The 13,179-nt window shown below is 52.2% G+C and carries 14 protein-coding genes; 6 read left to right on the top strand and 8 right to left on the bottom strand.

The genetic code is table 11. The features are described from left to right. Window positions 1–7: 7 nt before the first annotated feature. Genes B9Z46_RS01025 through B9Z46_RS01040 form a run of 4 tightly spaced genes read left to right on the top strand, consistent with a single transcriptional unit; the run spans window position 8 to window position 4,219 of the window. Window positions 8–1,273, top strand: coding sequence for an aromatic ring-hydroxylating dioxygenase subunit alpha (locus B9Z46_RS01025; RefSeq protein WP_055360691.1), 1,266 nt, complete (start codon window positions 8–10; stop codon window positions 1,271–1,273). Next, window positions 1,270–1,974 (top strand): class II aldolase/adducin family protein, encoded by a 705-nt coding sequence (locus B9Z46_RS01030; protein WP_055360690.1) that lies wholly within the window; start codon window positions 1,270–1,272, stop codon window positions 1,972–1,974. Before B9Z46_RS01025 ends, B9Z46_RS01030 begins: the two co-directional genes overlap by 4 nt. 20 nt (window positions 1,975–1,994) lie before the next feature. Next, entirely contained in the window at window positions 1,995–3,050 is a 1,056-nt protein-coding gene (locus tag B9Z46_RS01035; RefSeq protein ID WP_233245867.1) for an ABC transporter substrate-binding protein, read from the top strand. 8 nt (window positions 3,051–3,058) lie between these two features. Further along, window positions 3,059–4,219, top strand: a complete 1,161-nt coding sequence (locus tag B9Z46_RS01040; RefSeq protein WP_055360688.1) for a Gfo/Idh/MocA family protein — start codon at window positions 3,059–3,061, stop codon at window positions 4,217–4,219. Here the strand turns inward: B9Z46_RS01040 and B9Z46_RS01045 are convergent. Beyond that, the gene (locus B9Z46_RS01045; RefSeq protein WP_055360687.1) at window positions 4,216–4,533 is read right to left on the bottom strand and encodes a hypothetical protein; all 318 of its coding nucleotides are present in this window, start codon (window positions 4,531–4,533) and stop codon (window positions 4,216–4,218) included. The two genes, B9Z46_RS01040 and B9Z46_RS01045, sit on opposite strands and share 4 nt — an antisense overlap. Before the next feature lie 30 nt (window positions 4,534–4,563). Then, window positions 4,564–5,817, bottom strand: coding sequence for an NADP-dependent isocitrate dehydrogenase (gene icd / locus B9Z46_RS01050; RefSeq protein WP_055360686.1), 1,254 nt, complete (start codon window positions 5,815–5,817; stop codon window positions 4,564–4,566). Between the two features lie 101 nt (window positions 5,818–5,918). Between icd and B9Z46_RS01055 the strand changes: the two genes are divergently transcribed. Then, a complete protein-coding gene (locus tag B9Z46_RS01055) occupies window positions 5,919–6,404 on the top strand; it encodes a DUF192 domain-containing protein (RefSeq protein WP_055360685.1) in 486 nt (161 codons plus the stop codon). Window positions 6,405–6,419: 15 nt separating this feature from the next. Here the strand turns inward: B9Z46_RS01055 and B9Z46_RS01060 are convergent, their stop codons facing one another. Then, window positions 6,420–6,704: a DUF1840 domain-containing protein gene (locus B9Z46_RS01060; RefSeq protein ID WP_055360684.1), complete on the bottom strand. Its 285-nt coding sequence runs from the start codon at window positions 6,702–6,704 to the stop codon at window positions 6,420–6,422. A gap of 71 nt (window positions 6,705–6,775) precedes the next feature. Between B9Z46_RS01060 and B9Z46_RS01065 the strand changes: the two genes are divergently transcribed. Then, on the top strand, window positions 6,776–7,621 hold the full coding sequence (locus B9Z46_RS01065) for a shikimate dehydrogenase (RefSeq protein ID WP_108254233.1): 846 nt from the start codon (window positions 6,776–6,778) through the stop codon (window positions 7,619–7,621). A 21-nt stretch (window positions 7,622–7,642) separates the two neighbouring features. Here B9Z46_RS01065 and B9Z46_RS01070 read toward each other — a convergent pair whose 3' ends face one another. The 5 genes from B9Z46_RS01070 to B9Z46_RS01090 form a co-directional block, all read right to left on the bottom strand. Next, window positions 7,643–8,317 (bottom strand): class II aldolase/adducin family protein, encoded by a 675-nt coding sequence (locus B9Z46_RS01070; protein WP_055360682.1) that lies wholly within the window; start codon window positions 8,315–8,317, stop codon window positions 7,643–7,645. A 47-nt stretch (window positions 8,318–8,364) separates the two neighbouring features. Continuing rightward, window positions 8,365–9,354: an ABC transporter substrate-binding protein gene (locus tag B9Z46_RS01075; RefSeq protein ID WP_055360681.1), complete on the bottom strand. Its 990-nt coding sequence runs from the start codon at window positions 9,352–9,354 to the stop codon at window positions 8,365–8,367. Between the two features lie 142 nt (window positions 9,355–9,496). Beyond that, window positions 9,497–11,128 (bottom strand): FMN-binding glutamate synthase family protein, encoded by a 1,632-nt coding sequence (locus tag B9Z46_RS01080; RefSeq protein WP_108254234.1) that lies wholly within the window; start codon window positions 11,126–11,128, stop codon window positions 9,497–9,499. Window positions 11,129–11,186: 58 nt separating this feature from the next. Next, on the bottom strand, window positions 11,187–12,185 hold the full coding sequence (locus tag B9Z46_RS01085; RefSeq protein ID WP_108254235.1) for an ABC transporter ATP-binding protein: 999 nt from the start codon (window positions 12,183–12,185) through the stop codon (window positions 11,187–11,189). Between the two features lie 5 nt (window positions 12,186–12,190). Further along, window positions 12,191–13,168, bottom strand: coding sequence for an ABC transporter ATP-binding protein (locus tag B9Z46_RS01090; RefSeq protein ID WP_108254236.1), 978 nt, complete (start codon window positions 13,166–13,168; stop codon window positions 12,191–12,193). Window positions 13,169–13,179: the final 11 nt, after the last annotated feature.

The following is a 13,179-nucleotide window of genomic DNA, read 5'->3' on the forward strand; positions in this document are numbered from 1 at the left end:
GTGAGACATGGAAAGCGCGAAGCAAAACAAGCTACTGACCGAAGTTGGCAAAGGCACGCCCATGGGCAATTTGATGCGCCGATACTGGCAGCCCATTGGCGCATTGGTTGATCTTGAGAACAAGTGGACCCGACGAATCAGGCTGCTGGGCGAAGATCTGGTCTTGTTCAAGGACCGGCAGGGCCGCTTGGGCTTGATTGCCGAGCAATGCCCGCACCGACGCGCTTCATTTGCCCACGGCATTCCCACCCAAGACGGCATTCGTTGCCCCTACCATGGCTGGGAATACAACGCGCAAGGCAAATGCATCAACCAGCCTAACGAGCAAGACAAATGCGGATTCAGAGACAAAGTCAGCACCGACGCTTACCCCGTTGAAGAAATGGGCGGCATGCTTTGGGCCTACATGGGTCCCCAGCCACAACCTTTGCTGCCCCGCTGGGATGGCTTTGTGGCAGAAGGCACCATTCGCATCATGGGTCGCACCATTTTGCCGATCAATTGGTTGCAAATTATGGAGAACTCGCTAGACCCAGTTCACACCGAGTGGTTGCATGGTCATCACTATGAATTCTTGAAAGAGCAAGAAGGCGTGAAGGTGGCGATCAGCGCACGCCACCTCAAAATCGACTTCAAAGAATTTGAATATGGCATGACCAAGCACCGCTTGTTAGAAGGCCACTCTGAAGACGGTGACGACTGGAAAGTAGGCCATCCCATTGTGTTTCCCAACATGCTGGCCGTTGGCAATGGCGATGAAAAATCGCGCTATTACTCATTCCAAATGCGCGTCCCAGTGGATGACACCCACACCATGCACCTTTGGTTCAATGCTTATGTACCACCGAAGGGTGTGGAAGTGCCAAAGCACCTTTTGGAAAAAGTGCACACCTACGAAGTTCCCTTCATGGATGCACAAGGTGAATACATCGTTGACAACGTCGATGGTCAAGACATGATGGCTTGGATTAGCCAAGGCCCCATCGCCGATCGAACGCTAGAAAACCTGGGTGCAACTGACAAAGGCGTTGTGATGTACCGTCGCATGCTCAAACGTGAAATGGAGAAAGTGCAAGCCGGCATTGACCCCATGGGTTTGGTTCGTGACAGCAGCCGCAATCAATGCATCGATTTGCCGAATGAAAAGAAAAAGCACCACAACAGTGACGGCTTTACCAGCTTCATGATGCGCACACACGCCAAATACTCACCCATTGCCAACGACCTGTCTCAACTGTTCGAACCCCACCTTCACAAAGCGACAACACCATGAACTTGAACGAACTCAAGCAGCGCCTGATTGACGCTGGTCACATTTTGGAAAATGCAGGTCAAGGTGATTTGACGCGTGGCCATGTGTCCATTCGTTCACCCGAAGACCCCTCCCTCTTCATCATGAAGCCTCACAGTTATGGTTTCGATGAAATCACACTGGAGAACATCGTGGTGTGCAACATGGATGGCGTGAAAATTGATGGTGGCGGTAGAAGACACAGCGAAGTGTTCATCCATTCGGAAATTTACAAAGCGCGTCCGGACGTCAATAGCGTCATTCACACCCATCCCACCTATGCTGTGGCTTTGTCTGCTACAGGTCAGGCGCTGGAGCCCATCAGCCAACCTGCGGTGGCTTTTGCAGACGGCCTGCCTTATTTCAGCCGAGCCATTGATTTGGTTCGCAGCCAAGACCTCGGTGCCGCTGTCGCCAGCGCCTTGGGTCAGCACAAGGCGGTCTTGTTGCGCAACCATGGGGCCGCCATTGTGGGGGCCAATGTTGAGGAAGCCACCATTTTGTCCATCATGCTAGACAACGCCTGCCAAATTCAATTGGCCACCATGGCCGCAGGTGGCATCGGTGAAAAGTTCACCCCAGAGCAAGTGAGCAAATTGCACCATGACATTACAAGGCCAGAGCAATATGTCATCAATTTTGAATACTTGAGAAGACGAGCACTTCGCCAATTAGGCCGCTGAACCTACAACAAGGAGACAACATGCGCTATGTAAAATTTTCGGTGATGGCCACTTTGATGTTGGCGCTGATGGGACAGGCCTCAGCGCAAGTTGTTGATGCATCCAAGCCAATGTCGATTGCCGAATTGGCTGTCTACCAAGGACCTGACAGGCAAGCCAAATTGATTGAAGGTGCGAAGAAAGAATCTGGACTGTCGGTCTATCACGTCTACCCTGCTTTGACCAACATCATGAATGAGTTTGGCAAGAAGTACAACATCAAGGTAAAGTCTTGGCGAGCAGGATCAGAGGCTGTGCTGCAACGTGTGACCAGTGAAAACCGAGGCAACAAATTCGATGTCGACATCGTTCAAAACAATGCACCAGAAAACGAAGCTGCCTTTCGCGAAAAGTTGCTGCAAGAAGTGAAGTCGCCCTATCACAACGATTTGTTGCCACAGGCCGTTCCTGCGCACAAGCAATGGGTTGGCATCACCGTGGACATTTGGACAGCGGCCTACAACACCGAAAAAATCAAAAAAGAAGATTTACCCAAATCCTACAAAGATTTGCTCGATCCCAAATGGAAAGGCCAACTGGGCATTGAAGGCAACAACCACGCATGGTTTGGCGCCTTGATGGGCAAAATGGGCGAAGAAGAAGGCCAAAAGCTGTTTGCCAACATCGCCAACACCAACGGCATCTCCAATCGAAAAGGCCATTCCTTGCTCACCATGATGGTGTCCTCTGGCGAAGTCCCCTTGGCCCTGACTGTCTACAGCTGGAACCCTGAGCAACTTAAAGTCAAAGGGGCACCGGTTGAAGGCTTGGCGCTGCAACCCTTGATGGCACAGCCCAGCACCATTGCCATGCTGAAAAAAGCACCCAACCCTTATACAGCTTTGCTCTTTTATGACTACATGTTGACCGAGGGTCAAAAGCAGTTGCATGACTTGAAGTTTGTGCCGACCAGTAAAAAGTTTGAGCTGCCATTTCCTAAAGTGCCTCTGAACTTCATTGATCCCGCCATGGCCCTAGACCAGCAAGCCAAGTGGTTCAAGATGTTTGAAGACACGGTGGTCAAGCGCTCCAAATAAAGCCCGCCATGGCCCATCCTGAAGCTCAGCGCCCCTTGCAAATTGCCATCGTTGGATTTGGGGCTGCTGCGCAGGCCTTTGTTCCCGCTCTGCAAAACAACCCACAATTTAGCTTGGTTGCCATTGTTGAAAACAATGCACAAGTTCAAAGCAGTGCGAAGGCCATGGGCGTGCCCGTTTTCAGTCAACTTGAAGACTTAAAGCAGATTGAGCATCTAGATGGTGTGTACATTGCCACACCCACACCGAGTCATGCCGAGCAATGCATTCAAGCCCTTGCCAATGGCTGGCATGTGTTGGTTGAAAAGCCCATGTGCAGCAATTCAGCAGAGGCCTTGCGCATGGTGTCTGCCGCCCAACAGTTTGGCAAATCAATCACAGTGGGTCATTCACACAGCTTTGATGCCCCCATTCAGGCCATGCGACGCATCATTCAGAGTGGTGAAATGGGAGCAGTTCAAATGGTCAACACCTGGTGTTTTACCGATTGGGTCTATCGACCCCGCAGACCCGAAGAACTCGACCCCGCGTTGGGTGGGGGTGTCACCTTTCGGCAAGGTGCCCATCAAATAGACATCTTGCGTGCGCTGTGCGGCCCCAAAGTTCAAACCGTCAAAGCCAAAGTCTTCAACACAGACCCAAACCGAAACACGCCTGGCGCACACGCCATCTATTTAGATTTTGAAAACGGTGCGGCAGCCACGGCCATCTACAACGGCTACGCAGGACTCTCCAGCATGGATTGGACGCAAAACGTTTCTGAGTGGGGATTTTTACAAACCGCAGAGCAGCGCCCCTGGAAAAGGCGGCCTTTGCAGCAATCCACGGCTGAACAAGAATTGGCATCCAAACAAGAACGCGCCAAAACAGCCATTCCAGGTTCGGCGCCATTGCAACCCCATTTTGGCTTGACCGTGGTCAGTTGCGCATTGGGAGATATGCGCCAAACGCCAGCGGGAATTTTGATCGCAACTGCAGACGGCGAACGCGAACTCAAATTACCGCATCACCAAAGTCCACGCGACTTGGTCTTGGAAGAAATTGAAGAAGTTTGGCGAGGCACAGGTCCCGGATGGCACGACGGCCAATGGGGTTACGAGAACTTGAGAATTTGCGAAGCGGCCATTGCATCAGCGCACAGCGGCCGCGAATGGGTGATGACGCCTTAAGCCCAGGTTGACTCGGGCAATGGCCAGCCCAACAACTCGGCCAATCGGCAGACCACCCAAAAGGACTCGGCACCATTCACCAAGTCTGGTTGCGTCTGCAATCCTCGCCAACATTTTTCTAGCGCGTCGTCTTCTGTAATGCCCAATTGAAATTGCTGCGTACTGACTGTGTCAACCAGCATATTGGCCAGGTCTTCACAAAGCTCATAGCGCCGTGTCAATTCAGCGCGCGGCAAACTGGGCTTGTGCTGATGCGGCTTGACGTAGAGCTTCATGAACGACTCTGGAATTTCGCTTTGATTTTCCTCGTACATGTCAGGCCGCACATTGCATCTTGAATTTGCTCACATGTGGTCGATGATCACTTGACCAAAGCCTGAACAACTGACTTGCGAGGCCCCTTCCATGAGGCGTGCAAAATCGTGAGGCACGCGTTTGCTTTGAATGGCCTCTTCCATGGCACGAATGATGATGTCTGCGGCCTCCGTCCAGCCCATGTAGCGCAGCATCATTTCGGCAGACAATATTTCAGAACCCGGATTGACGTAGTCTTTGCCTGCAAATTTGGAGAGTGCGTCCACCGTTGCTTCAAAACAAGCGACGCTGTCGGACATGTTGGCGCCTGGGGCAATGCCAATGCCGCCCACTTGAGCAGACACCGCATCCGAAATGTAATCGCCATTCAAATTGAGCGTAGCCACCACCGAGAACTCTTGAGGACGCATCAAAATCTGTTGCAAGAAGGCATCCATCGCAATGTCTTTGATCGTGATGGTTTTGCCTGTTTGAGGGTGCTTGATGGCGCACCAAGGGCCATCGTCAATCAACTGGGCACCAAACTCTTCTTGGGCCAATTCATAGGCCCAATCTCGAAACGCACCTTCGGTGTATTTCATGATGCTGCCTTTGTGAACCACCGTGACGCTGGGTTTGTCATGGTCGATGGCGTATTGAATGGCCTTTCGAACCAAGCGCTTGGAACCTTCACTGGAAACTGGCTTGATGCCGATACCCGACGAACTTGGAAAGCGAATGCTGTGGGCACCCAATTCTTGCGTCAGGAAGGCAATGAGTTTTGTGGCTTCTGGGCTGTTGGCCGCATATTCAATACCGGCATAAATGTCTTCTGAATTTTCTCGAAAGAGCGTGATGTTTGTCTTTTCAGGTTCACGCACAGGTGAAGGCACACCTTTGAAATATCGCAAAGGACGTAAGCAAACGTACAAATCCAGTTCTTGGCGAAGCGCCACATTGAGTGAGCGGATGCCACCACGGGACGGCGAACTGAGGGGGCCTTTGATAGACACCACATAGTCTTTGAGCGCAGTCAGTGTTTCTTCTGGCAGGTATACATCGGGGCCATAAAGCGCAACCGCTTTGTCACCGGCAAAGACTTCCATCCAATGAATGTTTCGCTGCCCCTTGTAGGCCTTTTGAACTGCCGCATTGACCACTTGGATCATGACCGGCGTGATGTCGACACCTGTGCCGTCTCCCTCGATGAAAGGGATGATGGGGTTGGCCGGAACATTCAACGAATTGTCTGCGTTGACGGTGATGGCGGCGCCCTCTGCGGGAATCTGAATGTGTCGGTACATGGAACTGGTCTCCGTTATTTCATTCTATCGATAAATCAGTCACAATCCATCGTCCATCGAGTACGTCACACACCTACCGCAACCCTCCCTACCTAGCAGCAATGAACATCCTGCAACACATTCGGTCAAAGCTGGCCATCTGCACATTCGCATTCAGCAGTTTGATCGCGGCCGCCCTGGTGCCATCCAAGGCGCATGCCGAAGGCGTACCCCAAACACAATTGCCCAGAACCACGCTGAATGCAGGCATGCACCTCCTCCAAGTGCAACTGGCACAAGATTTTGAACAGCGCCAAATCGGCTTAATGTGGCGCAAGGAGATGCCTCAAAACGAAGGCATGCTGTTCATTTTTGAGCAGCCCGCCGTTCAATGTTTTTGGATGCGCAACACTTACCTACCCTTGACAGCAGCATTTGTCGCAGACGACGGCACCATCATCAACTTGGCCGACATGAAGCCCATGAACGACAGCTCACATTGCTCGCACAAGCCCGTTCGTTTTGTCTTGGAAATGAACCAAGGCTGGTTTGCCAAACGCAACATTCAAGCGGGCTTCAAACTCACTGGCCCCGTCTTCAGCAAGTAAAGGCCAGGTGCTGCCTCAAACGCCCCAAACCACGTCAGCTGATTTGTCCTGACACATCTTGAGCATTTTCAGCATCGGTTGACTGCGTTGACGCAAGGACACCAGCTTGGGGTCTTGCAGTCCTTCAGACTCCTCCAAGGCAATGGCTTGCTGTAGAGAATCGATGGCCGCTTGGATTTGAGTTGACAGGAATATACCTTTGACCTGGTCCTCACGTCCCATGATTTTGAGCAAGCGCTTGGCATCGGGTTCGAGCATGATGAGGTCACCCGTGACTTTGGATTTGAATTTGTACAGCATGGCAAAGTGTCCTTTTGCAGGTTCAACGCTTGTCGAAAATCTCACAAGAAATAAATATATAGTACACCTCCATGAACCTCCAAGATCGTTTCCTGATGGCCGGTGTCATGGGCTGGCCCGTGATGCACTCTCGTTCTCCCTTGATGCACAACCACTGGTTTGCCCAAGAAAAACTAAAAGGCGTCTATGTGCCTTTGGCCATCCAGCCCGAACATTTAGAACGTGCATTGCGCAGCCTGCATGGCCTCGGATTTTCTGGCTGCAACTTGACCATTCCACACAAACAGCAAGCCCTGAAAATCGTGGATGAGATTGATCCTGTTGCGCTCAAAATTGGCGCCATCAGCTGCGTGGCAGTCAAAGAAGATGGCCGTTTGATCGGCAGCAACAACGATGCAGCGGGCTTCATACGCAATGTCAAAGAATTTCAACCGGACTGGAAAGCCAGCAGCGGCCCCATCGTGGTGATCGGCGCTGGCGGGGGCTCTCGGGCTGTTTGCCAAGGTTTGATTCAAGAAGGTGCTACCGAAATTCGCTTGGTCAACCGGCACTTAGAACGTGCGCAAATCGTCCAGTCAGAGCTGGGGGGCGCCATTCAAGCGCATGCTTGGAAAGACCGTGCTGACCTGATGGCCGGTGCCAGCATGGTGGTCAATACCACCAGCCAAGGCATGGTGGGACAAATGCCACTGGACATTCAACTCGACACATTACCCGTGGATGCCTTGGTCACAGACATTGTCTACACACCGCTTGAAACACCCTTTTTGGCACAAGCCAGAATGCGTGGCAATCGCACCTTGAATGGCCTTGGCATGCTGCTGCATCAAGGCCCTTTAGGCTGGAAAGTGTGGTTTGGCATTGAGCCCAAAGTGACCCCTGAGCTTCGAAAATTACTTGAGCAAAGTCTGACCTAAGTCAAACTTCAGGGGCGGGGTTCAGCCCAATTTGGCTTTGAAGTGGTCCCAGCAACGCTGGAACAAAGCTTCGTTCCACAGTTTTTCGCGGCACATTTGAATTTCGTGCTCGCTGAATGAATACGGGGTTCCCAATTGCATGGCCATGTATTGGCGGTGTGCATTTTCTTCCATGTAACTGGCTAGCACAAATGCCTCGCGAATGCTTTGACCCACTGTGACCGCACCGTGTGACTTCATCAAGGCGGCAGGTCGGTCGCCCAAGGTGGCTGCCAGGCGATCGGCCATTGGCTTGTTGTTGATGGAATTGGGTGAATCCAGCAATGGCACTGGATAGACCAAAGCACCTTGGCCATATACAGGCAAATAAGTTTGCCCGGCCATGGTGAGGTAAGTAGACCACTTGGGATGGGCATGAACAACCGCTTTGAGGTCGGGCCGTGCGCGGTAAATACCGGCATGCAAATGGAATTCCAAGGGCGGCTTGCCATGGCCCTCGACCACCTGACCTTCCATGTCAATGGTGCAGATGTCGTCCACCGTCAATTGACTTCTCTGGCACGAACCGATGTTGATCAACATCTGGTTGTTGGGCAAGCGAATGCTGGCATGGCCGTTGTAATCAATGATGTCTTGCGACTCCAGCATGCGGATGCAATCCACCAGTTGCTGTTTCAATTCAAGTGTGTCAGTCATGGTACTGTGCTTTTCTAAATATCAACCCGCAAACGAATGGCTTGCCCTTAGATCACCACTTTGGTCATCATGCCCTGGGGGAAAATTTCCTCGGGTGTGAATTCTCGATGGGCAATGCCTTGCTGGAAGGTGTACTTGGCCATCAACTCCCATGTCGGACGATTTTCTTCAATGCCATAAGGAAAGGTGTCACCTTCAAACTTGTCGCGCATTTTGCGCGCATAGGTGGCCAACCAAGGTAAGGGATAACGGGAGACCGCGGGGTCCATCAGACGTTCAATGCTTCGGCGCTTGGATTCCAAAAAGGCATTGAACAGATTGCGCGGCACCCATGGATTTTCTTCCACCACACTTTTCTTCATGGCAATGATGTGCATGATGGGCCAGACTTTGGTTTTGGCAAAGTACTCGTCTTCCATGTCCAAGAAGTCAGGGAAGAGACGAACCACATCGGGATGGCCTTCCAAGAAGCATGTGGGGGGACGCGCAATGATGGCGCAATCAATTTCGCCAGAGGCCAACATTTCGCTGAGAGATTTGTCGGCAACGCGGGTTAACTCAACACCTTCAGGCAATGTGATCTCGACCTTTTCTTCACGACCTGGCGCATTGGCACCAGCTTGATACCACTTAACGTCTTGCAATTTCACGCCCATGTCGTTGTGCAACCAGCCGCGCATGTAGACCGCTGCGGAATGCGCCCATTCAGGCGAACCGACTTTTTTGCCAATCAAGTCTTTGACCGACTTGATGCCTGATTTTTTGTTCACATAGAAAGAGCTGAAGCGAAACAAGCGTGAGCACACGATGGGCAAACCAATGATGTCGCTGTCGGGGCGTGTCACTTGCGTCGTGAATTTGGCGAAAGACAATTCTGAAATATCAAATTCACGATTGGCGGTGAAACGTGCAAAGCACTCATGGTGACCCAAATTCAACCAATTCAAATCAATGCCTTCGGGCTTGACAAAACCCATGCGGATGTCGCGAAAATGATCGTAATCGGTGGTTGCAATCGACAGGTTCAGCAATGACATAAATTGGCTCTTAACAGAAGGGAAATGAGCTGGCCAGTTTATCTGAAGCTGTCTATCGCTGTGTGAGTGGCCGGCACAAGCATGGCGCACCAGACCCTGTGCAAAGGGCCTTCACAGCGGTGCGTCAGGGTCCGTGGGCCGCTCAGGCCTTGGCAGATGAACTTAGATGAAAGTGTTCTGCGCTGGCCAGTTGCCAATATTGGGCAAACAGGCCCTCTGGCAAGACGCCTTGGTTCAAGGCACCTTCAGACACACTGGGCATGAGGTCAGCCAAATTCTGGATTTCGTGCTCACTGATTCTGCGCATGATGTGACGCAATTGCAGCTCGGAAGGCCCTGACAGACCCGTGGCTTGCAACATCTCACGAACGGACTCGAGTGTTTGAAGGTGAAAATTTCTCACGCGATCGGCTTTACTGGGCACCACCAAGGCCACTTGGCGATGAGGATCTTGGGTGGTCACCCCTGTAGGGCAATTGCCGGTGTGGCATGTTTGGGCTTGAATGCAGCCCAAAGCAAACATGAATCCGCGGGCGCTGTTGCACCAGTCAGCCCCCATGGCCAAAGTTCGAATGACGTCAAAGCCACTGATGATCTTGCCGCTGGCCCCCAAGCGAATGTGCTGACGCAAATTCAATCCCACCAAGGTGTTGTGAACCAAACGCAGACCTTCAATCATGGGCATGCCCATGTGGTCTGTGAACTCCACGGGTGCCGCGCCCGTACCGCCCTCAGCACCATCCACCACAATGAAGTCGGGGTAGATGCCAGATTGCTGCATGGCTTTGGCAATACCAAACCACTCCCATGGATGACCAATGCACAGCTTGAATCCGACGGGTTTGCCATCACTGAGTTCGCGCAGTCTTTGTACGAACTGCAGCAATCCCAATGGCGTTTCAAAACTGCTGTGACCTGCCGGCGATACACAGTCCACACCCACAGGCACACCCCTCGCCTCTGCAATTTCCGGCGTCACTTTGGGGCCAGGCAAAACACCCCCGTGGCCTGGCTTGGCGCCCTGACTCAGCTTGATCTCAACCATTTTGACTTGCGGAGATTGCACATTCGCTTTGAAGCGATCAGCATTGAAAGTGCCGTCGTCGTTGCGGCAACCGAAGTAACCGGAGCCAATCTCCCAAATCAAATCACCGCCATGCTCCCGGTGGTAACGCGAAATAGAGCCTTCACCGGTGTCGTGTGCAAAGCCGCCCTTCTTGGCACCCAAATTCAGTGCCATGATGGCATTGGCACTGAGTGCGCCAAAACTCATGGCAGACACATTGAACAAGCTGATGTCATAGGGTTGGGTGCATTGGGCACCGCCCACATGCACTCTGAAATCGTGCGAAGCAATGACCGAGGGACTGATGGAATGGGTGAGCCATTCATAGCCTGCTTCTCTGACATTCATTTGCGTGCCAAACGGCCGCTTATCGGATTCACCTTTGGCCCTTGCATAAACCAAAGAACGCTGTGATCGAGAAAATGGGACGGCCTCACCATCGCCTTCAATGAAGTATTGGCGCAGCTCAGGTCGAATGAATTCCAGCAAAAAACGAAAGTGCCCAATGATGGGATAGTTGCGCAAGATGGCATGGCGAGTTTGCTGCAAGTCATGAATGCCCACGCCGACCAAAACAGTGAGCAACAGCACCCAAGCCAAACTGGCCTGCCCCACCACCAATTGAAGCGCAGACAAAACCCAAAGGGCCACCACTGCAAAAAAAGCCAAATACCGAACAGGTACACGCTGATCAATCCAATTCAACATCGATAAGTCTCCAGGTGACAGCCAAAAATAGCAAAGCCCTTGAAAAAGGGCTCGCAGATCAATCGTTCAAATGACAAGCGGCTTGATGCATGAAGCCAATCGTTTTCAATTGAGGTTCTTCAACTTTGCAACGCTCGGTGGCCTTAGGGCAACGGGGGTGGAAGTGGCAGCCTGTAGGCCGATTGACGGGATTGGGGACATCGCCCGTCAACACGATGCGCTTCTTCTTGGCCGTTGGATCCGGTATCGGCACAGCCGACAACAAAGCTTCGGTATAGGGGTGCTTCGGTTGGGTGTACAGCTCTCGTGAGGTGGCAATCTCAACAATGCGGCCCAAGTACATCACAGCAACACGGTTGCTGATATGCTCCACGACAGACAGATCGTGCGCAATGAACAAATATGTCAAGCCCATCTTGGCTTGCAAGTCTTCCAACAAGTTGATCACTTGTGCTTGAATGGAAACGTCCAAAGCTGAAACAGGCTCATCGCACACAATCAGCTTGGGCGATACGGCCAATGCACGGGCAATGCCAATGCGTTGCCGCTGACCACCCGAAAATTCATGTGGAAAACGCTTCATGTGGTCGGCATTCAAGCCAACTGTTTCAAGCAAAGACACAATGCGCGCCCGATATTCTTCAGGCGAATGGGTGAGTTTGTGAATGGTCAAGGCCTCGCCAATGATAGCCTCAACGGTCATGCGCGGATTCAAAGACGCAAAGGGGTCTTGAAAAATAATTTGCATGTCACGGCGAATCTCGCGCAGTGCATCGCTGCCCATGGTGCTGACGTTTTGACCATTGAACTTGACCTCACCCGAGCTGGGTTCGATCAAGCGCAAAATGCATCGACCGGTGGTGGACTTGCCACAACCCGACTCGCCCACCATGCCCAAAGTTTCGCCAGCATCGATGTGAAAGCTCACGCCATCGACTGCGTGCACGCGATCCACCTCGCGCCCAAAAATACCACCTTTGATTGGGAAGTGTTTGGTCAAACCTTTGACTTCCAGCAAAGGCGTTGAACGGGTAGACAGGGTCGTTTGATCTGACATGGGATTTAGAGTGAGAAGTGGCAAGCCACTTTGTGCCCCGTTGCAATCTCGCGCAACTCCGGCATTTCTTGGGTGCAACGATCGCTGGCATGCTGGCAACGCGGTGCAAAACGGCAACCTTTTGGCGGGTTGATCAATTTGGGAACAGAGCCAGGAATGGCTTCTAACCTTTGCTTCTGCGCACTGTCGAAATCGATGCGCGGAATGGAGCGAATCAAACCTTGGGTATAGGGATGTGCAGGGGACGCAAACAAGTGCTCAACGGTAGCCTCTTCAACCACCCTGCCCGCATACATCACCACCACGCGTTGTGCCGTTTCGGCCACCACGCCCATGGCATGGGTAATCAGCATGATGGACATGCCCATCTGCGATTTGAGATCGTTCAGCAAATCGAGAATTTGCGCTTGAATGGTCACGTCCAATGCAGTGGTCGGCTCATCCGCAATGAGCAGTTTAGGCTTGCAGGCCAAGGCCATGGCAATCATGACGCGTTGTCGCATGCCACCCGAAAACTGGTGCGGATAGTCATTGACACGCTGTTCGGGCTTGGGAATGTTGACCAAGCGCAGCATTTCAGTGGCTTGAGCCAGGGCTTGCTTGGGCGTCAGTCCTTCGTGCAAACGCAAGGATTCGGCAATTTGCTCACCCACACTCAACACGGGGTTGAGTGATGTCATGGGCTCTTGGAAGATCATGGCGATTTCTTTGGCACGCAAACTGCGCATGGCTTGCGCATCCGCTTGAACCAAGTCCTGCCCTTCAAACCAAATTTGGCCATTGGCAATGCGGCCAGGCGGCATGGCCAACAACTTCATGATGGTCATGGCTGTGACACTTTTGCCGCAGCCCGACTCACCCACCACACCCAAAGTTTCGCTGCGGTCAATGTGAAAGTTCACACCATCGACCGCATGCAAGACACCATCATCGGTGTCAAAGTGCACCTTCAGGTCTTGAATTCTCAACAAGGGGTTGGACATTCAGAAACCTC

It is taken from the genome of Limnohabitans sp. Hippo4, assembly GCF_003063605.1.
GTDB lineage: Bacteria > Pseudomonadota > Gammaproteobacteria > Burkholderiales > Burkholderiaceae_C > Limnohabitans_A.